Annotated in this window: 17 protein-coding genes and 5 pseudogenes; 11 read left to right on the top strand and 11 right to left on the bottom strand. The window is 41.0% G+C overall.

The genetic code is table 11. The features are described from left to right. The first annotated feature begins 86 nt into the window (after positions 1-86). The 8 genes from BS333_RS16400 (at position 87) to BS333_RS16365 (ending at position 11,275) form a co-directional block, all read left to right on the top strand. The gene (locus BS333_RS16400; protein WP_021710097.1) at positions 87-929 is read left to right on the top strand and encodes an enoyl-CoA hydratase-related protein; all 843 of its coding nucleotides are present in this window, start codon (positions 87-89) and stop codon (positions 927-929) included. Beyond that, on the top strand, positions 929-1,825 hold the full coding sequence (locus BS333_RS16395) for a hydroxymethylglutaryl-CoA lyase (RefSeq protein ID WP_021710096.1): 897 nt from the start codon (positions 929-931) through the stop codon (positions 1,823-1,825). Before BS333_RS16400 ends, BS333_RS16395 begins: the two co-directional genes overlap by 1 nt. A gap of 379 nt (positions 1,826-2,204) precedes the next feature. Beyond that, entirely contained in the window at positions 2,205-2,567 is a 363-nt protein-coding gene (locus BS333_RS16390; protein WP_021710095.1) for a c-type cytochrome, read from the top strand. Between the two features lie 15 nt (positions 2,568-2,582). Next, positions 2,583-3,992, top strand: coding sequence for a cytochrome-c oxidase, cbb3-type subunit I (ccoN, locus tag BS333_RS16385; protein WP_021710094.1), 1,410 nt, complete (start codon positions 2,583-2,585; stop codon positions 3,990-3,992). Then, on the top strand, positions 3,992-4,606 hold the full coding sequence (locus BS333_RS16380) for a cbb3-type cytochrome c oxidase subunit II (protein ID WP_227739181.1): 615 nt from the start codon (positions 3,992-3,994) through the stop codon (positions 4,604-4,606). Before ccoN ends, BS333_RS16380 begins: the two co-directional genes overlap by 1 nt. Beyond that, positions 4,603-6,762 (top strand): cytochrome c, encoded by a 2,160-nt coding sequence (locus BS333_RS16375; protein ID WP_021710092.1) that lies wholly within the window; start codon positions 4,603-4,605, stop codon positions 6,760-6,762. The genes BS333_RS16380 and BS333_RS16375 overlap by 4 nt, the downstream gene beginning before the upstream one ends. A gap of 351 nt (positions 6,763-7,113) precedes the next feature. Further along, positions 7,114-8,547 carry an exosortase O gene (gene xrtO, locus BS333_RS16370; protein ID WP_021710091.1) on the top strand — a complete coding sequence of 478 codons (1,434 nt, stop codon included), beginning with the start codon at positions 7,114-7,116 and terminating at the stop codon, positions 8,545-8,547. Beyond that, complete coding sequence (locus BS333_RS16365) at positions 8,519-11,275, top strand: TIGR02921 family PEP-CTERM protein (protein WP_021710090.1); 2,757 nt, start codon at positions 8,519-8,521, stop codon at positions 11,273-11,275. Before xrtO ends, BS333_RS16365 begins: the two co-directional genes overlap by 29 nt. Positions 11,276-11,977: 702 nt before the next feature. On the opposite strand, the pseudogene BS333_RS22650 reads toward BS333_RS16365, so the two are convergent. The 4 genes and pseudogenes from BS333_RS22650 to BS333_RS16350 all read right to left on the bottom strand — a co-directional run. Next, a pseudogene (locus tag BS333_RS22650) lies at positions 11,978-12,349 on the bottom strand (methyl-accepting chemotaxis protein); the annotation flags it as partial. Between the two features lie 156 nt (positions 12,350-12,505). After that, a pseudogene (locus BS333_RS22645) lies at positions 12,506-13,255 on the bottom strand (PAS domain-containing protein); the annotation flags it as partial. Positions 13,256-13,421: 166 nt separating this feature from the next. Further along, positions 13,422-13,589 (bottom strand): annotated as a pseudogene (locus tag BS333_RS16355) (type II toxin-antitoxin system prevent-host-death family antitoxin); the annotation flags it as partial. Next, the gene (locus BS333_RS16350) at positions 13,552-14,592 is read right to left on the bottom strand and encodes a helix-turn-helix domain-containing protein (protein WP_021710086.1); all 1,041 of its coding nucleotides are present in this window, start codon (positions 14,590-14,592) and stop codon (positions 13,552-13,554) included. The gene BS333_RS16350 and the pseudogene BS333_RS16355, both read right to left, overlap by 38 nt. A 188-nt stretch (positions 14,593-14,780) precedes the next feature. On the opposite strand from BS333_RS16350, the gene BS333_RS16345 reads away from it, so the two are divergent. The 3 genes and pseudogenes from BS333_RS16345 to BS333_RS16335 all read left to right on the top strand — a co-directional run. Then, a complete protein-coding gene (locus tag BS333_RS16345; protein WP_021710085.1) occupies positions 14,781-15,116 on the top strand; it encodes a DUF805 domain-containing protein in 336 nt (111 codons plus the stop codon). Further along, positions 15,113-15,595 carry a hypothetical protein gene (locus tag BS333_RS16340; RefSeq protein WP_021710084.1) on the top strand — a complete coding sequence of 161 codons (483 nt, stop codon included), beginning with the start codon at positions 15,113-15,115 and terminating at the stop codon, positions 15,593-15,595. The genes BS333_RS16345 and BS333_RS16340 overlap by 4 nt, the downstream gene beginning before the upstream one ends. Positions 15,596-15,787: 192 nt before the next feature. Next, positions 15,788-16,144: pseudogene (locus BS333_RS16335) on the top strand (VOC family protein); the annotation flags it as partial. Positions 16,145-16,428: 284 nt separating this feature from the next. Here BS333_RS16335 and BS333_RS16330 read toward each other — a convergent pair. The 7 genes and pseudogenes from BS333_RS16330 to BS333_RS16300 form a co-directional block, all read right to left on the bottom strand. Continuing rightward, entirely contained in the window at positions 16,429-17,067 is a 639-nt protein-coding gene (locus BS333_RS16330) for an acyltransferase (protein ID WP_021710082.1), read from the bottom strand. Position 17,068: 1 nt separating this feature from the next. Beyond that, positions 17,069-19,204: pseudogene (locus BS333_RS16325) on the bottom strand (peptidase domain-containing ABC transporter). 2 nt (positions 19,205-19,206) lie between these two features. Continuing rightward, positions 19,207-20,493 (bottom strand): HlyD family secretion protein, encoded by a 1,287-nt coding sequence (locus tag BS333_RS16320; protein WP_021710079.1) that lies wholly within the window; start codon positions 20,491-20,493, stop codon positions 19,207-19,209. Positions 20,494-20,512: 19 nt separating this feature from the next. Next, positions 20,513-21,445, bottom strand: a complete 933-nt coding sequence (locus BS333_RS16315; protein WP_237359118.1) for a radical SAM protein — start codon at positions 21,443-21,445, stop codon at positions 20,513-20,515. Between the two features lie 46 nt (positions 21,446-21,491). After that, positions 21,492-21,830, bottom strand: coding sequence for a hypothetical protein (locus BS333_RS16310; RefSeq protein ID WP_021710077.1), 339 nt, complete (start codon positions 21,828-21,830; stop codon positions 21,492-21,494). 50 nt (positions 21,831-21,880) lie between these two features. Then, positions 21,881-22,138, bottom strand: coding sequence for a hypothetical protein (locus tag BS333_RS16305; RefSeq protein ID WP_021710076.1), 258 nt, complete (start codon positions 22,136-22,138; stop codon positions 21,881-21,883). A gap of 56 nt (positions 22,139-22,194) precedes the next feature. Then, positions 22,195-23,370, bottom strand: a complete 1,176-nt coding sequence (locus BS333_RS16300) for a glycosyltransferase family 2 protein (RefSeq protein WP_101903938.1) — start codon at positions 23,368-23,370, stop codon at positions 22,195-22,197. Positions 23,371-23,383 lie beyond the last annotated feature (13 nt).

Here is a 23,383-nt window from a genome sequence, read left to right as displayed (position 1 = left end):
TTCAATTTGCTTGGGTATTCGTTTACTCATTGAAAAGAATCCATTAATTGAACGGCCTGTACCCAACGAACTAAAGAGGACATTTTATGCAGATTCAGCCATCCAGCGTCACTCCCATCAACCAACGTCAAGACAATGTCTTATGGGAAGTCGATACTTTGGGCGTTGCAACCTTAACCCTCAATCGTATCGACAAACATAATGCCTTTGATGCTTGTATGATTGATCTCATGATCCAACGCTTGGACTATCTCGCATTACGCACTGATGTCCGCTGCTTAGTGATCCGCGCCAATGGTAAGCATTTTTCTGCGGGAGCGGATCTTAATTGGATGCGCTCAATGGTTAACAGCAGTAAACAACAAAACCTAGATGACGCGCAGAACCTAGCCCGGCTAATGCACACACTGGATAATTTTCCTCAACCTACGATCGCCATTATTCAAGGGTCCGCGTTTGGCGGTGCATTAGGCTTAATTTGTTGTTGTGACATTGCGATTGCCGCAGATAATGCCAAATTTTGCCTCAGTGAAGTCAAACTCGGTTTGGTCCCTGCAACGATAGGCCCTTATGTTGTGCGAGCCATGGGAAATCGCCAAGCGAGACGCTATATGCTCAGTGCGGAAATGATGACGGCTAAAGTCGCTGAACAACATGGCATTGTACATGAGGTCCACCCTTCAGATAGCGTTGACACTGCACTGGAACAACTGATCGATACCCTGCTGCTCAACAGCCCAGATGCGATGCGCAAAGCCAAAACGTTATGTCAGCAGTGTCATCAAGCTCCTATTGATGGCCAACTGATCCACTATACAAGCCAACTCATCGCTGACATCCGTGTTTCACCTCAAGGTCAAGATGGGTTATACGCTTTTTTAGAGAAACGGACACCAAGCTGGGTCGTTAAGAAAACCAAGGATACTTAATGAACTTTCCTCATCAGGTTACTATTGTTGAAGTGGGCGCTCGAGATGGGTTACAAAATGAATCCATAGTGTCGACCCAAGATAAAATAGAATTGATTAACTCACTCTCAAAAACAGGTTTAACGCACATTGAGGCTGGCTCGTTTGTTTCACCCAAATGGGTCCCTCAAATGGCCGATTCACTAGAGGTCATGCAGAATATTAAACGCCACTCTGGCATAATCTATTCGGCTCTCACCCCGAATTTACGAGGATTAGAGCAAGCACTAGAAGCAGGCGCCAACCAAGTCGCTATTTTTACTTCGGCCTCAGAAGGGTTCTGTCAAAAAAACATTAACTGTTCTATCGCTGAAAGTCTCAATCGGTTTCAGCCAGTCATCGAGCTTGCACAGAAGAACAACATTCCTGTCCGTGGCTACCTTTCATGTGTCGCAGATTGCCCATACGATGGCCCGACAAAACCTGAGCAAGTCGCCCGCGTTGCTCAAACCCTGAGCGAAATAGGCTGCTATGAAATATCATTGGGGGATACCATTGGTACTGGAACCCCTTTACGTATTGCACGCATGTTAGAATGCGTACAAAACACCCTCCCAATCCACCAACTTGCTGTACACTTTCATGATACATGGGGCCAAGCGTTAGCCAATATCTATCAAGCGTTAAGCATGGGCATATCGACACTTGATAGCAGTGTGGCTGGTTTAGGTGGCTGCCCTTATGCTAAAGGAGCGTCTGGTAACGTCGCGACTGAAGATGTGCTCTACCTTTGCCAAGGCTTAGGAATTGAAACAGGTGTCGATCTTCCTTTGTTAGCTCAAACAGGCTGGATGATAAGCCAGGCGCTCGGTCGTCAGCCTAATTCAAAGGTATCCTTGGCTTTAAAGCCCAATTAGGCGTCTCTCATTAACCAAGCCCTTCGGTTTATCATCACCTCAGACATTCTAAGTCAAGAGACTTGAGGTAACGGGCAACTCACAGTCAACCTGTCATATCAGTTGAAGGTTGGCTGCTCTCAATATCGATTCAAATTGCCCTACTCCTTTCGATAAACACAACAATCCCGCAGCCACTTTTGCTCTTTAAACAACTTTCAAACGTATTACTTACAAAACAATCAAACTAAATTAACACTAACATAGCAATATCTCATTTGACTGTTTACTATTTAATCGATAACAAAAAATTTTAACTGGCTTATTCACCACAAAATGAAACCAATCGTCGTTCGGATCAATTCATTCTGTGCAACATTCCATGATTAAGGACCCAGTGATGAGAAAGAGCATTAACTTAACTACCGTAATTGCATTGAAAGCGTGTTTTTTTGTCGCGTTTTGTTTGTCCTCCCTTTCCCACGCAAAAGATGTCGACGAGCAGTTTGAAATTGGTAAGGAAAAAGCAAAGGTTTGTATGACTTGCCATGGCGTTGACGGTATTGCGACCCAAAACGTTTACCCCAATTTAAGAGGACAAAAAAAGAGCTATTTAATCTCCTCCTTAAAAGACTACCAAGCACGAGAAAGAACCAGTGGGCTTGCAGTCCTTATGCAACAACAAGCTGACGCACTTTCGAGTCAAGACATCGAAGATATTTCCCATTTTTATTCCAAATTAGGAAGCCCAACACAGCCATAAGTTAGGAGCATTCTTATGCATCAAGAAACAACACAGTACAGCACAAAGGTTGTGAGGTATTTTGTTCTGGCCTCTGTGGTTTGGGCTGTCCTAGGCATGATCATCGGTGTGATTTTGGCGGCGCAACTTTACTGGCCAGTACTTAACTTCGATTCACAATATTTTCAATTTGGTCGTTTGAGACCCTTACACACCTCCGGAGTTATCTACGGGTTTGTGGTCAACATTCTCATGGGGACTTCGTTATATATTGCTCAACGGACTGGAAGATGTGGGCTGTTCAACAAAAGCCTATCTTGGATGGTATTTTGGGGCTGGCAATTAGTGTTACTTCTGGCGCTTATTACGCTCCCAGCCGGCTACACCACATCCAAAGAATATGCTGAGCTCGAATGGCCAATCGACTTATTGATTGTGCTCGTTTGGGTGCTTTATGCCGTTTTGTTTTTTGGTACTATCGCAAAACGTAAAGTCGAGCACATCTTTGTAGCAAACTGGTTTTTTGCAGCGTTCATTATTGTGATCGCCATGATTTTTATTGTGAATAACTTAGCCATGCCAGTATCTCTGATGAAGTCGTATTCCGTCTTTGCTGGAGCACAAGATGCCATTGTGCAATGGTGGTGGGGGCATAATGCAGTAGGATTCCTACTGACTGCTGGGGTAATCGGAATGAATTACTACTTCATTCCAAAAGCTGCAGAACGGCCTATTTATTCTTATCGATTATCTGTGATTCATTTTTGGGGCTTAGTCGGCTTTTACACTTGGGCGGGTACACACCACCTTGTCTATTCGTCAGTCCCAGTGTGGGTACAAAATATCGGGATCGTTATGTCACTTATCCTTTGGCTACCTTCATGGGCAGGGGCTTTTAACAGCGCCATGACGCTTTTACAAAATAAACAGAAACTCAAATCAGACTATATCTGTTTGTTTTTCTTCTCAGCGATTTTGTATTACTGCTTAGCAACGTTTGAAGGCCCACTACTTGCTATTCGTTGGTTTAACATGCTGGCACACAATACCGAGTGGGTAATCGGCCATGTTCACTCTGGTGCTCTTGGCTGGGTTGGCATGTCGGGTATCGCCGTTTTCTATTACTTCATCCCTCGCTTGTGGAATAAAACCGAATTATGGTCACCTCGATTGATTAAGTGGCATTTTTGGTTAGCTCATGCGGGTGTCGCTACCTATGCCATCTCACTTTGGGTAGCAGGAATCGGCGAAGGTTACATGTGGCTAACTCAAAGCGATAACGGTGAACTACTCTACAGCTTTATTGAAGCAATGAACTTTAAAGCACCTTGGCTATTTTTACGCTTTGTTGGCGGAGCCTTGTTTGTATTAGGTCTATTCCTCATGGTCTTTAACCTGTACAAAACCATTCGTTCTCCAGCGGTCATGACTGAGAAGGAGGCCTAATCATGAGTAAAGATTTTACCCACTCAGTAATCATCTTGATAGTTACCACTTTCGTTGTGGCGTCTTTTTCTCTCGCGGTGTGGGTTGTGCCCAATATCGTTCGCACTGATGACATCGCCAAAAATAGTTTGGCAAAACCACTCACCCCGTTGGAGTTAGCGGGCCGAGATATCTACATCAGCGAAGGTTGCCATGTTTGTCACACTCAAATGGTTCGTCCACTTGAGCCAGAGATAAAACGCAACGGCCGAGCGAATCAAGAGTCGGATGACATTTACGAGTTCCCTAATCTTTGGGGCTCAAAACGTACTGGACCTGATTTAACAAACCTTGGTCGTAAATATTCTGATCAATGGCATACTCTGCATTTAATCAATCCACGTCAGGTGATTCCAACCTCAATCATGCCATCTTATCCGTGGCTATTTGAACAAACACTGACTGGTGATGATATCGGTGACAAAATGGAAACGCTAAGAGATTTAGGCGTTCCCTATACCGATCAGCAGATTTCTGAAGGCCGCTTGCAAGTTCGAGGAAAAACCAAAGGTGAAGCACTCATCCGCTACTTGCAAAGTCTTGGCCAAGATACTGCACAGGGGGTGACACCATGAGTACATTTTGGAACCTATGGGCAATAGCCTGCACCATCATCTTTTTTATTTTGATGGTGAGCGTCGTCATTAAATATTGGCGTAGCAATCATAGTGCAAACAAAGATCGTACCATTGAATCTTTCGATGGCATTGATGAAAAAGATGCCCCTCCTCCAAAGCTGTTGTTTGGGTGTTACGCCATCGCATTTGTTTTATCGGCTGGATATCTCGTGCTCTACCCAGGTTTGGGCCAGTGGCAAGGGCTACTCAACTGGAAACAAAGTGATGACAAACTCAGTTCCCCCACCACGACACTTGATCAACAACTAGATTCTATACCTGCAGATACATCACTAGAAGCGCTCGCTCAAAACAAAGAGATTGTGCAAAGTGGTCACACATTATTTAAAACTCACTGTGCAGCATGTCACCAAGATAATGCTCAAGGACAAAAGCATTTTCCTAACTTGATCGACAATGAGTGGCTCTATGGCGGCGATGATCAAGCTGTCATTCATTCCATCGCCAAAGGAAGGAATGGTGCCATGCCAGGTTGGTCTGAAGTTCTACGCAAAGATCAAGTCGCTAAAATTTCTTACTACCTCGCCTCTCTTAATCAACGCCACAGTGACGTGCCAGAAATTAATGTTGAGCTCGGCAAACGGCTGTTCATCGAATACTGTTCATCTTGTCACGGTGACGGATCTGTGGCGAATCAGTTAACAGGTGTGCCCGATCTATCAGATGGGATTTGGCTTCATGGTGGCAGTATTGAAGAGATCCAACACACAATCAATTATGGCTTAAATAACGTGATGCCAGCTTTTAATAAGCAGTTAAGCGATAATGAAATATTAGCCATCGGTGCTTACTTACGTGATGCAGAGAAGAAAGAAGCAAATAAACTCAGTGCCTTGGATAGTGCAGCAGTCAAACGTGGAGAATACATCGCACATGCAGGTGATTGCGTTGCATGTCATAGTGCAGAAGGAGGAGAACCTTTTGCCGGAGGTCTTCCCTTTGTTACCCCTTTTGGAACTGTCTACTCAACGAACATCACACCTCATGTCACTCAAGGTATAGGATCATACGACTATGATGATTTTCGTGCTGCCCTTGTTCATGGTAAAGGCAAAAACGGATACCTTTACCCTGCAATGCCCTACACCTCATATCAGCATTTAACCGATCAAGACATGAAAGACTTGTGGGAATACATGCAGTCTATTCCTGCTATCCCGCGTCGAGATAATGATAACAGCATGATGTTCCCTGCAAATATCAGACTCGGACTGCTCGGTTGGAACATTGCTTTTATGGACACGGATCCGATTGACTATACGCTGCCTGAAGAATTAAAGGACACCGTTACTGATGTGGAGAAGTGGCAAAAAGGCAAATATTGGGTAAGTGGACTGGGTCACTGCTCTGAATGTCATTCGCCACGAAACATAGCAATGGCTCTAATACCAGAACGAATCTTCCAAGGCAACTTAATCGATGGTTGGAATGCGCCCGACATTACAGCAACTGAACTTTATGTTGATGGTTGGGACGAAGAAACATTAACTGATTTTCTTCATACGGGTCATTCTGATAAAGGCACTGCATTTGCGGGAATGGCAGATGTGATCAAAAACAGCCTAAGCCTCATGACACGAGAAGATATTGCTTCGATGTCTTATTACCTTCTTAGTGGTGACACCTATAATTTCCGGGATAAAGAGGCTGTACCATTACAACCAAAAGGGTTTGATCAACAAGCTTATCAAGAGCCGATCTACACGACATATAAGCAAACATGTGGCGCATGTCATGGGGATGATGGCAAAGGTCGAGACCCTATTGCTCCAACCCTGCTGAATAATGGCATCATTATGCATAGTGATCCTTTCAACACAATTGCGGTTACGGTGAGAGGTTTACAACCTACCTATATTGATCCAGATAGGAACTTTATGCCAATGGCAAGCTTTGAAGAGATCCTTTCTGACGATCGACTCGCAGAGTTGATAACCTTTGTGCGCCAAAACCTTGGTGATCAACAAGAGCCAGTAACGGCTGAAGATGTCAGTGAGGTAAGAAAAACACTGGAAGCTGCAGGTTACGCCGGAGGCCTGCACACCACTCCTGATATGTATGACAGGCGAGATAACAATATAAACATTCAGTGATGATTTAAACACTAACCTACCACCCACTTCTATGTGAGTTGGTGGTAGGTTTCAACATTATTTTCAAATTTTAGAAATAAAAAGTAACTAACCCTAAATATCCGAAGATAAATATTATCACAGCTTCACGATGCTTGAATTCATATCGGTGAATAAAATAAAACTAGCTACATCAAAATTAAATTGATTTACGAAGCTTTGTATACACTGGCAACCTAGTTACTGAATACTATACAAAAGCAAAGCAAATTGGGTCATGCGACAAAACCATGTTATGGTTAAATATATTGAGGTCATTTGGGTATGTAGTCAATATCTTGCGACAGAACCAAAAGTTAAAAGTAGAGTATTTTGTCAATTTATTTAAATTTATTACTGCCAGTCTTATGGCTTGCTGCTCATTATCAAACCGTTCTTTGGTTATTTAATAAAGTTGAAGCACGACCAGATGCTTTGCTGCTCCTATCAATAGTTATTGTCGTTATTGGATACACATTTTCTAAAGTACGCTTCAGCACACACACATCAACCGAGAAGTCTCCACTGGTTTTATTTTTAACTGTGGCAACTTTCTCAGTCATTAATTCACATACCATTGATTTTTATCAACTTCATGTCACCTTCTTTCTACTTGGAATGTATGCTTGGCTTGGCCTACAAGCATCAATATGGCATAAGTGGCAAAAATTATTGAATATTGCGATTCTGCTGTCGCTCGCTGTACCTTTCTATTTGGAGTTCAGTTCTGGCTTAGGGTTTGGTTTAAGGTTGGCAACAGCTTCTCTCGTCGAACAAACATTGAATGCTCTTGGGTTTCATGCTGTTTCTTCACATGACATTATCATCACCGAAAATTCTATTGCGCATATTGATATCCCCTGTAGTGGGCTAAAAAGCCTATGGGTAGGAAGTGCATTTTATTTAGCAGCACTCGTCGTTCTGGGCAAACGAATGAGTTGGAACGTCTTGTGGAAATATATTCTGGTTATATTTCTGTTACTTTCAGCAAATACGTTTCGCATCTTAATACTGACGCTGCTTACATCGCTCTACAACATGCCATATTTAGCTGAAATGCTTCATTTACCACTTGGTATATTAGGCTTTGCACTGAGCTGTTTGGCCGGTTGGTTCTTACTACGGTACGTGCCTGAAACAAATAAAACATTATCGCAGCCTAGTTTTATTAGGCCACAAAAGTGGATCATTTGCCTGTTTATGCTTTTCTTTTTGCAATTATTTTCGGTAAAAAGCGAAAAACATGACACTGTAGAGCTATCAATAGAATCAATGCCTATATTAGCCTCAGTCACAGAATCTATACCATTAACTAGTCAAGAACAGCGCTACTTTTCAAGAGGTGAAGAAACAGTTGCAGGAAAATGGCGTTTTGAATGGAAAGGCAATTCTGGCTCAATGCTGCTTGTCCAAAGCCGTGACTTTAACATGTTTCATGCACCTGAATTATGCATGGTTGCAGGAGGCGTTAAGGTTGATTCCATGCGAACCCTTCAAATTGGAGAAAATCATTTCAGGCTCCTGTCATTAAATCAAGGCAGTGCTACGGGAATTTATTGGTTGCAATCTGGCGATCACGCAACAGATGACTTCACTTCACGGTACTTACAATATATTCTTAGCAAAAAGAAAAAATGGTCAATGATTTCAATGATTTTGCAAACACCATACTCACCAAATAACATTATTGTAGAAAATTTGATAAAGGCCAATTTTGAGAATGGTACGGAGAAAGATAATGATGAAATGGATACCTTCACGGAATAAAATTGCCAGAATTGCCAGCTATTCAACCTTCTGGGGATGGAATATCTCATTTTTGGCCATCACGCTTTTTGGCATCATGCCTGTTATAGGAGTGTGGCTTACCTTAGCTGTACTTGGAGGGCTGCTCTCTCTTGATTTCCTCATCAGCGTTTGGCTACTGATTTTAGTGCCAATCGGTAGTCTTTATATCACATGTAAAAAACTCAATGGACGGCCAGATTTACAGATTCGGTTATTCTATGGCGTTGAAGCCCCTCTGTTTTTTCTCGGCCTTATTAGGCTTTTTGCCTTACGTGAGCTCACGCTAGCCAGCACGTTTCTTATTGTTAGCATAGTCGCTTCGGTTGCTATATTCGGATATTTTCTCTTACGGGATGCATCAGGTGAAAGTCGATCATCGCGAAAAGACATGTTCTTTTCTGCATTACTCTTAATCACCTCTCTGTACTTTGGTGCAATCCTGACATTTTATGCCATCCCTCTAGGCTGGGAATTTTTATCGTTTATTGTCCAACTTGAATGGCTCACGACAATTTACAAGTTCTTTACGATGCCACACATGTGGAAAGCATTATTTAGTTTGATTTTTTGGCTACCATTTGCTGCTTTTTTGTTTTTCTTTACGGGGGCTTTGTTTATTGGCTTTCCAATCGCGATCGTCTGTTTTTACGGTTCAATGTGGTGGAAAAAAGCAAAACAAACAACTTGGCAATATGCTGCGGTTGCAACCACAACCGTAATGGTCGTTTGGCTCACTTGTTTCGTGCTGGTAGATCAACAGCCACAACAACAGGTATTCAACTGGTTCGAAGCGCAAAGCACAGTTTCCCCGGCTGAAAAAAAGGCTTTTCTTTTAACAAATGAGGATGAAATCCGAGAAGGTTTACTCAATGCATACCTATACCCATATCGTTATGTGAGTGTTAAGGATCAAGTCAATCACATAAGTCATATGTATAGCCGCACATTCGGCGACAGTCCGAGTAACTATACGTGGTTAGATTCCATCTACAGAGCCCTTATTTCGCCAATACTCTATGATGGGCAAAAAGAAGATGACCAGAAAGCAGCAAAACTTTATGCAGAAATGTTTGATATCCCTATACAACGTGCAGAGAAAGAGGCCATCTCAATATCTTTAAGTGCCACTTCTGATCGTGGGCAAATTGAAGCAGGCCTCCTCAACATCAATCAGCAGAAAGTGTGGATTAAAGAACAAAAAATCACCACGACAAAACAAAATATGACAACAGATGTTGAGATCTATGAGGTGTATGAGAATAAAACTCGCGACAGACAAGAAATTTTCTACTATTTTTCGCTGCCTTCAAACTCAGCGGTTACGGGATTATGGTTGGGAGAATCTAATGATAAAAGTAAAGCTCAACCCTTTATCGTATCGCCTCGTGGATCTGCTCAAAAAATATATAAGCGAGAAATCCGTCGCCGGATAGATCCAGCCTTGCTTGAGCAAGTTGGGCCACTGCAATATCGATTGCGTGTGTTCCCTATCCTTCCTAGACAAAACGATATCGTAACTGGCAAACTACCCGCCATGCACCTTTGGTTGACCTACAATACATTGAATCAAAACAATGTAGAACATGTACTGCCGAATCTATTAGAAAAGAGAAATGTGTATTGGGACGATGAAAGTCAGCGCTCTCTTAATGGTATAGAGTTTGAAAATGGCTTGGCATGGATGCCGCCTCTTAAAGGCACGCCTGCAAACTTTACCACTATGGAAGCCGGTACAATATCTTCAGCAGATGGAAGTAGTGATAAAATTACCGCTTCTATTCTGAACAAGAAATTAGAAAGTGCTCCAGTGAGTGCCGCTGTATTAATTGATAGTTCGTATAGTATGCATAAGAAGAAGGCGGTACTTCCCAAGGCTCTGGATTTTCTCAAAGAGCATACGAAGAACTTGGATGTTTATGTCCACCCAGTTAATGAAGAGCTCACATCGTTAAGCAATATGGATGACGTAACTTATTATGGTCTGCTCACTGATAGTGATCTATGGAACAGAGCTGCTCATGTGTCTATGTCGAGTGATTATGATGTCGTATTCGTATTAACAGATCAAGGCAGCTACGAGTTATCTAAAGACAAGCCTAAACTGAATAAAGCCGTTGGAGGTAATATTTGGTTTGTTCACATGGACCAATTAGCGCCCGCCTATGAAGATTCAGTTATGCGTGAACTTATGCGTCATGGGGGTGCAGCTTCGACGGTAGAAGAGGCTTGGCAACAATACCTATTAAATGCATCATTACTCCCATCTCATCACGTAGAGAATGGTATCCTCTGGGATTTTGGTTCGTGCTATAAAAACTCTGAATCACTCATGGTTAACGTAAAAAGCAATCCTGTTGCAGCAGCTAAGCTGATTGATCACTTAGCGCGTTGTCAACAACAAAAAGGAAGTTTGTCATTTCTTGATAACCTACACTCCATAGCCAAAAGCAATCATGTAGTGACGCCTTACTCTTCAATGATCGTATTGATCAATGACCGTCAAAAAGAAGAGTTGAAAAAAGCCGAACAAGAAAAAGACCGTTTTGATCGCCCCGTCGATTCTGGAGTAGAAACACTCAGCAAGCCAGGTGATTTACTCGTCTCAGGCGTTCCAGAGCCAGAAGAATGGCTGCTTATTATTATTGCATGTGCATTATTATATAGGCTAAGAAACATAAGAGTTTCGAGAAATCAAAAAGGCTTTTGATATAAGTTTGGATTTGTTGAAGCGCTCATGTAATCATCAATTTTACTTGAGCGTTTTTCCACTTTTTGTCGGACCTTATTCTATCTCACTGGTTTTGAATTCCTCTTCCGAATACTTGATTTAACCCGTAAATTTCCAAGATATTGAAGGTGAATCTTGACGCAGAACATTGTTTAGCATCGTCCAACATGCCTTAGTAAAAGTATCGGATATTGTTAACTAATAACAAAATGGTACCCACAAGAATCATGTATTTATTTAGATTTGGAAGCTTAAAAACTTCACCTTGATTCTTGCCAAAAACTTTCTTGAAATAAACGTTGCCTGTAAAGCCGATAACTAACGTCGCAGGAGAAAAGAAAAAAAGGTTAGTGCAAAAAACCACCTCCAGCGATACCAAGGTATCTCATCCTCTCGAATATCTAACGCATCTTGCATCAAAATGTTTTTATCGTTCATAAATAATCCTTATTTTATATTAATTCACTTTTTATTCATGTGGGCTTATAATTAATTTATACCGAACAAAATATACTAATTTTATTCTTCTTCTAGCTGTCACACTCGACATCTTAAATAAAATTAATTCATCTCAGTATTTTATAACTACTCTTCTATAACTAATGCAATATGGAAAATACTCTTTTTCATGGTAGAAATCATCTCACTCTCCCTCAAATAAATCAAATACATTCAGTACAGTTACGTTAAACTAGACATATTTTTAGCGACATCCTCTGCACCTTTTTGTATTTCATCGATCACGGAAGATACGGAGCATAGTTGTTTATTTGTATCTATTGAAGATATTCTAATTTTCGCCATTGACTCGGAGATTTGATTTGCCAGCATGACATTCTCAGAAACAACTCGACTAATCTCATCTGTTGACCCTGATGTTTTGGAAGCTAAAACCCTCACTTCATCAGCTACAACAGCAAAACCACGCCCATATTCACCAGCTCTTGCTGCTTCTATTGCTGCATTTAAGGCCAGTAAGTTTGTTTGATCAGCAATGCTACCGATAACTTGGACGATATTTTCAATGTTAGTTGAGAGCTCATTGAGTTTATTTATTATTGCGACGGAGCTTTCCACCTGTTGAACTACACCTAATGATTGTTCTTGAGCTTGATTTATTGACCCCTTACCATTGGTTGCTACTTGTTCAGTTTCAACGGCCGTTGTGTAAGCGATTGATATCGCATCTTTTGAAGACTCCTCTTGAAGAACCTCTGATGTAATATCAGTAGCGAACTTAACCACTTTATACACTTCATTTTTATCGTTAATAATTGGGTTATATGACGCCTGAATCCAAATTCTATCACCTAGTTTTGACTTTCTTAAAAAACGCCCACTTAGTGCTCTTCCTCCTTGTAAATCCCTCCAAAAATAAGGATTCTCTTGGTAAAATTCATCAAAACAAAACATCTTATGATGCTTGGTTACGATTTCATCTTTTGAATAACCTAAAGTACTCAGGAATGCCTCATTAGCATTAATAACCTCTCCAGAAGTTGTAAATGTGATAACTGCAGAAGTTCGATCTAGTGCACTTAATAACTCACTATCTTCAATACTTCTTACATGTTTATCTGTCACATCAGAAGCAACTTTAGCCACTTTTATCACTTTTCCTTCAGAGAAGATTGGGAAATATGTTGCCTCAACAAATATTTCTTTTCCTGATTTATCAAGTCGGGGAAAAACTCCACTTTGTGCTTCACCTAAAGCTAAATTTTGCCAAAAATGGGAATACTCTTTCGATGAAGCTATTCCTTCTAAACAAAATATAGAATGATGCTTACCTAAAATTTCTTGCTTTTGGTATCCAACACAGGATAAAAATAAATCACTGGCATCTAAAATATCCCCTTCAGGGCTAAACTCAATAACAGCAAGGGATCTATATAAAGATTCAATAAAATCTTGATTAAGATCGGTCTTTTTTAATTTTTTACTCTTCTTAAAAAACATACATACGTCCCGATGACAATCACTTCTGAGTGATAATGAGTAAAGCAATCAACTCAAAGTTAGCACCATAGTAAAAAGGCTAGAACACATATAGTTATTAGGCGGTATTATTCTGATTATATTAAGCAACTGATTTATTAAACAAAAAACACTTGAGAACAGCCTAACGATTTTGCATAGACTCGTAATCATCAATGTCAATGTCAACAAGATACGCGGATGGTTTAACATGTTCAGTAATTAACACAGGTTCTTTTGTATCGTACAGATCGGCGAGTGTCTTGGTTGCTTGACGTTTAACTGATGTCACGCGATCTACTTTTACGGTATGCACTTGGGGTCATTCCCACGACTCTTGAAAACTCGCGATTAAAGTTAGATTTGGTCTGAAAGCCAGAGTTCATGAATATTTGTGTAATCGTATCTTGTGACGTTTCTAAGGAATTCTTTGCATGCTCAATACGATATCCATTGATGACTTTAGAAATATTCTGTTCATAAATCTGGTTAACGGCAATTGAAATTTGTTTCGCTGGTATACCTAACTTTCGTGTCAGTTTTGAAAGAGTTAACTCCGGGTCTAAGTAGAGTAAGTCTTGTCGGATTTTGGCGTCTAGCTGAGAAGTGATTTCGTGAGCTCTCTCACTGGACATTACCTGAGAACTGGTTGCCTCGTCACTGGTGCTGATATGCTTAGATTTTAACTCATCTAAAACTGGTGTATTAATACCGACTACAACGACAGCTATAGATAATACGGGTAGAAGAATCAAATGTGCCGCAGTAACTATATACGGTGAAAGTTCACCATGATTAAAAGCGAAATCTAACGACATGAGCGTATCTACACACGCTGAAAATATCAGCATCCATCCCGCAATATTCTTCGCTTTCTTTACACCTTCCCAATTCCCTAACGAGATATTAACCAGTGCTATTTCTTGTGATGAAAAGCGGATTAGTGCCACTCCATAACTTGCGTAAATTAAAGTAAGCAGTACATCTAGCGGAAGCGCCAACCAAGGTTGAATTACAACGCTGATAACAACAAGTAATGGCACAATAAGATGCTTAATAGGTAAGAAGCCTAAACCACGATTGGCATGTGCAAACGCATACCACGCAACAACAGGAATTATGGAGGCCAAAATAGGTTGTACGATGCTAAAAATGCTAAGCCCAAATGTCCAGCGTAAACCGACCATGGAGGTCGTCACAGCACATAGCCCAACAAACACGCTAGCAATTTTACCCTGTTGAGAGAACTGGGCATAAAGTGATATGGCGAGTAACCCAAGTAACATGGAAACGACAAATGGCACGGGTATCGCAAGCATAGCAAGTCCTAGATTGATTAATGAGTTACCACATTCAGGATTATCTAGGATAACTCGATGAAATATAATTGAAAACACAACATAAACCAAAACCAGATTTAGTACGACCTAAAACCTGTTTTGAGACGTCTCCATCACTTATCCCAAGGCAAAATATCACCATCAGTCAAATATTGAGGTGGCATTTTATGAAGTATTATTTTTTAGCTTGGAAGCGAAGTTTAGATTTTTCTGGTTGTTCATCCCGCAAAGAATGCTGGATGTTTCTTTTAGTACACACACTGGTAGCAATAGGAGCGATTGCGGCAGACATTGCTATGAATATGATGACATGGTTCGACACGATTTATAGCGTTGTAAGTTTCATTCCTATGCTTTCAGTCATTGTTCGTAGACTGCACGATATCAACAAATCTATTTATTGGATACTGGTCTTTTTTTTACCAATAGTAGGGCCATTTTGGTTGATATATCTATTAACCCGACCGACCAATACTCACTTCGACGAGGAAGCTTTAGCATGAAAAAAATAGCCATTCTACATATGTTTTTATCGATTTTTGTTTCTACATCTAGCTGGGCTAAAATTCTCTCTCCCGCAGGCAGTTTGGGAACTTTGTCTGTCGACAATATGACTCAAGGACAACTTCTTTGGCTTAACGGTCGAGTTGGAGATGCAATCTACTCATTTACTCTTCAAGATGAAAAGGCGTGTTCTTTGAAGGTACCTGTTGCTGTCGGTCGTATCTCAAAGCCAGACTTTGGTATCAGTCAAACTGAAGGTCTCGTCATCTTCGTTATGAGTCAACGCCTTCATGATGCTCTTCTGCAAGGAAAACGGATAAATAGTGAAGAATGGCATTTCACCACGAAAAAGTATGATGAAAATATCGACGGATTGATTACCAATGGCGTTCATTTTGAGGAAGGCTTCGTTTTAAATTCAAAACGAAAGTGGATTTCTTGGCTTCTAAGAGATGAGCAAAACGTTGTTTGTCATTAATCTAAAGTAAGTGAATGAATCAGAGAGCCTTATGCGGCTCAATGAAAGAAATAGCTCAGGTATTGCGTTTCACCATACATTATTATTTTCTGAGCTATTAAATTCGGATATTTTTCTTAATGAAAGTTCATGTTAAATCGCTCTAGTTGGTCTAAGCTCTGTGGACTATCTCAGCACATGGAGGTGCTAACGATGATTACACCACCGAACACCAACCATACCTATCCGCGTAATTTTAGCCATATTGGTATGTCCGTTCCTAATTTAGATGCTGCAGTAAAATTTTATACCGAAGTTCTTGGCTGGTATTTCATCATGAAACCCACAGAAATTGTTGAAGATGATTCAGCAATAGGTGAAATGTGTACCGACGTTTTTGGTTCCGGATGGGAACGGTTTAGAATTGCTCACTTGTCTACTGGTGACCGGGTTGGCGTGGAGATTTTTGAGTTTAAAGATCAAGAAAATCCAGAAGATAACTTTGAGTATTGGAAGACAGGCATCTTTCATTTTTATGTGCAAGACCCAGATGTAGAAGGGCTAGTAAAATTCGCTTAGTTTTGTGGCCAGTCTGGTTGGTTCAGACCAAATATCTTTTCTTCTTCATTAATTACACTCTCATCGATGCCCTAAAGCCTCGCTTAACCCTCGAAAAATAGCAGGCTTAAATTAGTAATAAAGGAACACCAGCCTGATGTTCTGTGTCCTTAGTTGAAGCATTGGTTATAGTTTACCTATTTTCATGCTAATAATTTGGCAACTTGGTGCAGTCAAAGACTCTTTAGTCAAACATCTCATCGATATATTTAGGAATACATATCATGTATTTTCAATCAGTTTAATTTCATTTTTTTGACAGTGCATGGGTTGCCAGCAGCCATACAGTTAGCAGGTATATCTTTTGTCACGACGCTACCGGCCCCAATAACTGCACCATCACCAACCTTTACCCCAGGAAGAATAATACACCCGTAGCCGAGCCAAACGTCGTTGCCAATTATGACTGGCTCGGCTCTAAGCCTATCAAGCTCATCCGGATGGCCTCGCTTTGTAAGCGCATGGCCGCTGCAATCCATAATCACTGTATTAGGGCCAAAAATCACATTGTTTCCTATTGAAACTTTGTCGTAAGCACAAATGGTAGTGCCTTGGAGCACACATCCTTTGCCGATAAGTATTCTTCCAAATGGCCTGTTATTAACAGAAACACTTGTCAGTTTAGATACTCCAGAAGGAAAAGCGGGAAAATGAGAAGACTCTATGTAACATCCTGAATCAATTGAAATTACTTCTCTTCCATTCTCCAAACCCTCAAACCCATTTAAGCCAACTTTAGTCAGAGTTATCGAAGGGCACCCGGAAAATGTCACCCAATTATCCGAGCCAAAGAACTTGCTATATTGTTCCATCAATTCAACTTCAGATAACGCTGAATGATTGTCTGGACAGAGTATTCTTTCGTGGTTATACATCTTAATTCCCCTGCTTAAAGTTATTTGGAATTTCCTGAACTAGACCACTTTCCATCAGCAGCACTCGATCAGCCGATGCTATTGTTTCCGGACGGTGAGCAATCATCAAAATAGGGGTATTGATCTCTTTAAACATTTGGCAAACAAACGACTCTGTGTAGATGTCTAAGCTACTCGTCGCCTCGTCCAACAATAGAAACTTGGGTTTTTTATACAGCGCTCTCGCAATAAGAATTCTTTGTTTTTGGCCTCCAGAAAGACTAGACCCCATCTCGCCAACCAAAGTGTGGTACCCCATATTGAGACGTTCAATGTCATCATGAACTCCCGCCCTACGAGCACACTCAACAAGCCACTCTTCATCTAAATCGCCAGCGAAGAAAGTTATATTCTCGATAATTGAACCACTAAACAGTTGATCTTCTTGCAATACTGCACCGACTTGAGTTCTAAGAGATTTGGAGGCTGTCGACTTATTGCCAAAATAGTTAATGTTACCTGACGTAACGGAATAAATACCTAATAACAGTTTAGAAATTGTTGATTTACCACAACCAGATGGACCGACTAACGCGACAATCTCATTATTTTTTACACTAAAGCTAGCGCCGTTAAGAATATAAGGCTGATCTTTTCCGTAGGAAAAGAATACATTGTCAAATTCGATAACAGTATCGATTGAATTATTGGTTAAAACGGGCAACCCCAAGGTGTCAGGAACATTTTCCATTTCTTTCTCAGTTAAAACGATATCCGCTAAACGTTCGTTGTACACAGATAACATCTTAAACTCGAAGTACTTATCAATTAATGAACTAATACTGGCTGAGAATCGACCTTGATATGAAAGGAAAGCCATGAGCATGCCGATTGTAAAGAGTCCATCCAACACTAAGTTTGCACCAAACCAGAGAACCGTCGCGGAAACAAGACTGACAATCGTCACATTTATTGTATTGTAGATCATCCCAAGCTTTTGCTCGTATAGATGGGCATTTCTGCGATTTATATTGAGATTCCTCCAAGAAGACTCACGCCATGGTAGCGTCCCGTTAACTCTTAAGCTCAATACACCACGAACAGTCTCTATAAAATAACTTTCTTCTTGAGTGCTGGCTTCCCAAGTATTTTCTTCGGCGCGTTTAAAAGCCCCAAACCACGCGAATCTGAGAGCGATGTAGCCTACCGCCGCCGCAATCGCTATGAAGGACAGCTGAGGGCTGTAAACCAACATAACCGACAGTGTGCCAACCACTAACACTAAATCGAGTAAGGCCTGTATAGCGCTAGTCGTTAACGTTTGTTGAATGACATCAACAGCTGAGAATTTAGCACTAATGCTTCCGATATCCCTTTTCTCAAACCAATCTATAGGTAATCGGAACAAATGATGGAAAACATTTGCCGCCCACTGCATGTTGAAATTCACGGACAGCTTGATTGTCGCCCATTGCTGAGCAAGACCGATTAGAGTTTGTGTCGCTGTCACCATGAGTATGGCTCCAATGACAAGTACGAGGAGGTTTTTGTCATACCCCACCAAAACTTCATCAATCACAATCTGGTTAAAGATCGGCAAAGTAAGCGCTAATACCTCTAAAACCAATGCGAACACAAAGATTCGACCTAGTGCTCCTTTAAGACCAACGGTTCTACCAATTAGAGTTGATAGCCGAACTGCTTTGCTTTCAACTTTTTCCTAAAAGTCGTGGGTGGGCGTTAGCTCGAGCGCGATTCCTGTGAAATGTTTATTGACCTCATCATGACTCAGTGTCAATACGCCATTGGCTGGATCGTGAATTTCAACTTTCTTACCAGTCACTTTTTTTAGTACAACGAAATGATTTAAGTTCCAATGCAAAATACACGGCGTGGCTAGTTGGTCAAGTTCATTAAGATCTAAGCGTACCGCACGACCTGATAGATTAAGAAGTGCACCGCACTCAATAAGCTGTGCAAAAGACATCCCATGCTGGGTAATGCCGCACTTTGCTCTAAGCGATCGCAGGTCGGTTTTGTAACCATGCCAATCAGCAACCATCGCGAGGCATGCAATACCACATTCCGCCTTTTCTGTTTGTCGGATTAAAGGGAGCTTCTTTCCCCACCCCCAATCTATTAGACCTTTTGCGTGCATGGTTACATTCGCCCTTTAATCGTATACAGAGGCTCTAACAGCCACTCGTAGACCTTACGTGTGTCCAATTCAATATCTGCGGTCAATGTCATTCCAGGCACAAACATTTGCTCTTCCCCATATACCGTAATGGTGGGCTTATCTAAACTGACTCTAACTTGGTACAAGCCTACACCGCCATGAGTGCGCGAAAGCTGGCTTTGTATTAATGGGCTATTTGGCAACATCTCGGCAGAGACTGCAGATTTTGATACGGATGCAATAACTCCTTGCTGCACACCAAACTTTTCATAGGGAAACGCATCAAACCGTAGGCGGACATCTTGACCTTCTTGAATAAAACCGATACTGCGACTCGGCGCATATAGCTCAACAACGACTGGTTCTTCCCCCTCAGGGATAACAACAAGAAGTGGTTGCCCTTTGTTCACTGAGTGACCTTCCTTAACGAAAATTGAAGCAACCACACCGTTGATCGGTGATACCACTTGGGTATCCGTTTGGTAAAAGTATTCTATTTTGTTTTGAGTAATTTGTTGGAGTTGGCGATCTATCTCTTGCAGGGCAATGTCAAGCTCTAACTGGAGAGTGCCTTTCGTTTCTTCTAGCTTGGCTTTTTCTCTTACCAACCGCAGTAAACTTAGACGCTGGGTTTGCACCTTAGATTCTAGTGTTATTAGCTCAAGCTTTTGCCTTTGGAGTTCAATAGCAGAGATGAACTGCTTGTTCACCAACACTTGCTGTTTATCAACCAAACTTTGAGCAAGGCTTAACTCCTGTTCAGATAGTTCAACCACTACGTCAAGAATGCCAGCCTCTTCAGATAAACGTATCAGGTCATCATCGATGACCGCTAGCTGGTGTTGCGATTTTTCTACTTCTTTGCTTCTGCGTTCATTTAAAAGAACAATTTGATTTTCAATAGTGGAAACAATTCGCTGTTTAACACCTTGACCAAACTCGTCATATCGCTCAGTTTTTATCTCATACAACGGCTCGCCAGCGAGTACTTTTTGACCCTCGGTAACGAATACTTTTTCGGCGTATCCCTCATCGTTTGCCTGGACTTTAACAATACCACCTGTCGGACTGACAACTCCATTCAGTGTATCTCTGCGCGTATACTCAGTAAAAACGACGAAGAAAATGATAGTCGCCAGAACAAACACAGATGCTGCTAAAAACAGATGTTGATTCAATGAAGCATCGATTAAAATAGAGCCTTGATGATCTGACTTCTGCGCCTCAAAATACTCGGGCCGATATAAATGTTTCGCTCTTGCTACCACGGGGGATCCTTTCCCTAAACTAAAGTTGCGTCACTGCAATTCTTTGCAGCTTGTTTGACACCAACTTTGTGTTTACTTTTTTGGCCGACAAATCGACACCACATTGACAGATCTTAGTTCTGCATTTTGTAGGGTGAGTTGGAAGTTCAATATTTTCGTCATAGATGGACCCTATCGGGCCATCCTGCATGCACCAAGAACGGTAAATATCGCCGCTAAAAGTAACGACTAAGCTATCAATACCAGCGTAACAGTCCCAACCTACAAAATTGGTTTGATCATTAGCGATGAGATCAAAAGTGGACAGATTATTGGTTGTACCATCAGCATATTTAACCTTTAGTTCAGCCATTGAAGGCGGAAGTGTTTTAAGCTCTGGTCGACCACAAAAATCTCTCATTATCTGTTCTTGTTCGGGCGTGTACGGATACTTCTTAGTAATCCCACCATGCCCGAAACCTTCAAAAAGTGGTTGGAGAGCAATAGAACAACGGACTTCCTTTTTTAACTTGTTTGCAAACTCCAAACAGTCATCAAAACGCTCGGAAACCATCATGATATTGACGTGAAAACGAGTGGTTTTAGAGGCCTCAAGGATTTTAGATACCTCAATGAAATGAGACTCACTTTTGATGTCATTAATGTGATAACTCAAGCTTACACCACTCAAAAACTGAGTATTTTCGATCCACCATTTCAACGGTTTCGAGCCATTTGAAACAATACTGGCTATGCCATCATTGCGATGGATGTACTTGATAAGTTGAATAAAATATCTAAGTAGAGTTACTTCGCCTCCTCCAAATTCAAAATATGGTTTCAACTGTAATCTATGTGCATTTTCTAATAGGTCTCTTACAAACTTAGCTACGACTTCATACTTTGGAGCTTTGATATTGCCAGAATTTAAATCAGCGTGACAATAGTCACACTTATAATTGCAATTATTCATTAGTGCCCAATTTACGAAAAAAAAACCACTTTCACATTCTAATTGATTAATCAACATTCAAGCTTCCATTATATGAGAATATTCTTTCTTTAACATAAAGAACTCTAGCTTCGGTAATCAATATAGATAAAAGTTTCACAATAGTCCCTAAAATCAAAGCCGAATAAAATAAAGGGCTATCAAGGTTAACAATAAAAAACATTATTAAAAAGGACAGCACCATAAGAATTAGAGCAACAGACTTAATTTCAGATGAAGAGCAAACAACATATCCTTTTTCACCCTTTTTAACTCTAACTCCTCCAAATAATGAATTGCTAAATACGATAGTGTCACCATTCTGAACTCTACATTTTTCACTAGGAAAAAGGTCTTTGATATCCATAATTTATTCCTATTTATACAGCCCTTTATTCAAGGGCTGTATATTATTGCTTAACGAGTATTTCCAGCACCTACGGTTCCAGCTGCAGCTGCAGATACCGCAGCTCCACAGCCAATAGCGCCAAGTCCACCTGTTGCAGCCATACACCCAGCAAATGCTCCAGCCCATGCTGCTGCAGCGCCTACTGTTGCGGCTCCTTGAGTCTGAGACATTGGACGGTTAGAACCTGGACTCGCAGGGTAGCCACTACTATTACCGTCACCACCACCATCAACCATAGAGATTTCATCAATACTTAAATTATACATAATAAGGTATTTCCTCACATTTTAATTACAGTAAAAGAGTACTGCACTCATAGAAACTATCTTGTTAACCAGCCTTTCTTTTTACCTAGAATTTCATCTGAATATCCAAGTAAGTTTGGTAGCCATGTAATGGACTCCAGCAAGGCTGAATATATTGGAGCTTTGAACAATTGCTTATTTGACAAGTCATCAGACAAATCAAAATCTCTTATATATGAGTTCACCAGTAAAAAGTAGATAATCATATGGGCAATGCCGATCAATATTGGAACCCAAATACCCATCGAAACCATAAATCCAAGTAAAATAATGCTCGATGGAAAAATGTACTGTGCTGCGGTCAACAGAAACCAAGGCGATGCACACAAGCCTACTATCCAATGTGCCTTCCAAGCTTCGTTATAAGCTTCTACTCGTCCACGAGCCCAACGCCGACGTTGATTGAATAGCCCTTTTGCATCAGTAGGACACTGCGTCGTTGCTTTGGCTTTGGGTGCATAACCGGTACGATAACCATTTGATATCGCCTTCCAACACCATGCAATGTCTTCGACTAACCACTCGCTCCACCCACCTAGCTTTTTGACAGCTGAAGCTCTGTGAGCTACGAAGGCCCCAGCCAATACTGGCACGCATCCTAATTTGTCCTGTGCGGCTCTAATCGCACCATAAAAACTAATATGTTCATAGTGCTGCAGTTTTCCAATGAAGCTGTCTTTGTGATTTTCCGGTGTAATATAGCCACAAACGGCAGCATATTTATCATCCGACCAAAGCTTGGTAACCAGTTCATAGATACCGTTAGGTTCAATATAAGTATCGCTGTCTACAACGACATACACATCCCCAGTAGCGACTCCAAGTTCTAAGACATGGTCTAAAGCAAAGCCTTTCCTTCCACCGTTGACCGCTCTTTCAACAATCTGGAAGTCGTGATTAATTTCAGTGCTAGAGATCCACTCTTTAACCCCAGAAATTGCATTATTTGTCGAGCCATCATCAATAACGATAATCTGAAATCGACTTGGATAGCTTTGTTCATTTAGCTTGTTTAATGCACAGACTAAGTGTTCCTCATTTTCATTGTAAAAGGGTAGGAATACAGAAACAGTTGGATGGTTACGACTTTTAGAATTAGACTTTTTAAGCTTATAACACCCAAATAAAACTAATGTTGTAATAAATGACAGTAAAGACGTAGCGATTAAAATCACTTCAATAACATCAACCATAATTATCTCACTT

This window comes from Vibrio azureus (genome assembly GCF_002849855.1).
GTDB lineage: Bacteria > Pseudomonadota > Gammaproteobacteria > Enterobacterales > Vibrionaceae > Vibrio > Vibrio azureus.
Note: the sequence above shows the minus strand (reverse complement) of the source record. Positions and strands in the feature narration are given on the sequence as shown.

What these genes read in the sequence shown, in the direction of transcription:
- BS333_RS16400 (WP_021710097.1), top strand. Translation starts at nt 87, where the DNA reads ATGCAGATTCAGCCATCCAGCGTCACTCCCATCAACCAACGTCAAGAC.
- BS333_RS16395 (WP_021710096.1), top strand. Translation starts at nt 929, where the DNA reads ATGAACTTTCCTCATCAGGTTACTATTGTTGAAGTGGGCGCTCGAGAT.
- BS333_RS16390 (WP_021710095.1), top strand. Translation starts at nt 2,205, where the DNA reads ATGAGAAAGAGCATTAACTTAACTACCGTAATTGCATTGAAAGCGTGT.
- ccoN (WP_021710094.1), top strand. Translation starts at nt 2,583, where the DNA reads ATGCATCAAGAAACAACACAGTACAGCACAAAGGTTGTGAGGTATTTT.
- BS333_RS16375 (WP_021710092.1), top strand. Translation starts at nt 4,603, where the DNA reads ATGAGTACATTTTGGAACCTATGGGCAATAGCCTGCACCATCATCTTT.
- BS333_RS16365 (WP_021710090.1), top strand. Translation starts at nt 8,519, where the DNA reads ATGATGAAATGGATACCTTCACGGAATAAAATTGCCAGAATTGCCAGC.
- BS333_RS16350 (WP_021710086.1), bottom strand. Translation starts at nt 14,592, where the DNA reads ATGCTTGCGATACCCGTGCCATTTGTCGTTTCCATGTTACTTGGGTTA.
- BS333_RS16345 (WP_021710085.1), top strand. Translation starts at nt 14,781, where the DNA reads ATGAAGTATTATTTTTTAGCTTGGAAGCGAAGTTTAGATTTTTCTGGT.
- BS333_RS16340 (WP_021710084.1), top strand. Translation starts at nt 15,113, where the DNA reads ATGAAAAAAATAGCCATTCTACATATGTTTTTATCGATTTTTGTTTCT.
- BS333_RS16330 (WP_021710082.1), bottom strand. Translation starts at nt 17,067, where the DNA reads ATGTATAACCACGAAAGAATACTCTGTCCAGACAATCATTCAGCGTTA.
- BS333_RS16315 (WP_237359118.1), bottom strand. Translation starts at nt 21,445, where the DNA reads ATGAATAATTGCAATTATAAGTGTGACTATTGTCACGCTGATTTAAAT.
- BS333_RS16310 (WP_021710077.1), bottom strand. Translation starts at nt 21,830, where the DNA reads ATGGATATCAAAGACCTTTTTCCTAGTGAAAAATGTAGAGTTCAGAAT.
- BS333_RS16305 (WP_021710076.1), bottom strand. Translation starts at nt 22,138, where the DNA reads ATGTATAATTTAAGTATTGATGAAATCTCTATGGTTGATGGTGGTGGT.
- BS333_RS16300 (WP_101903938.1), bottom strand. Translation starts at nt 23,370, where the DNA reads ATGGTTGATGTTATTGAAGTGATTTTAATCGCTACGTCTTTACTGTCA.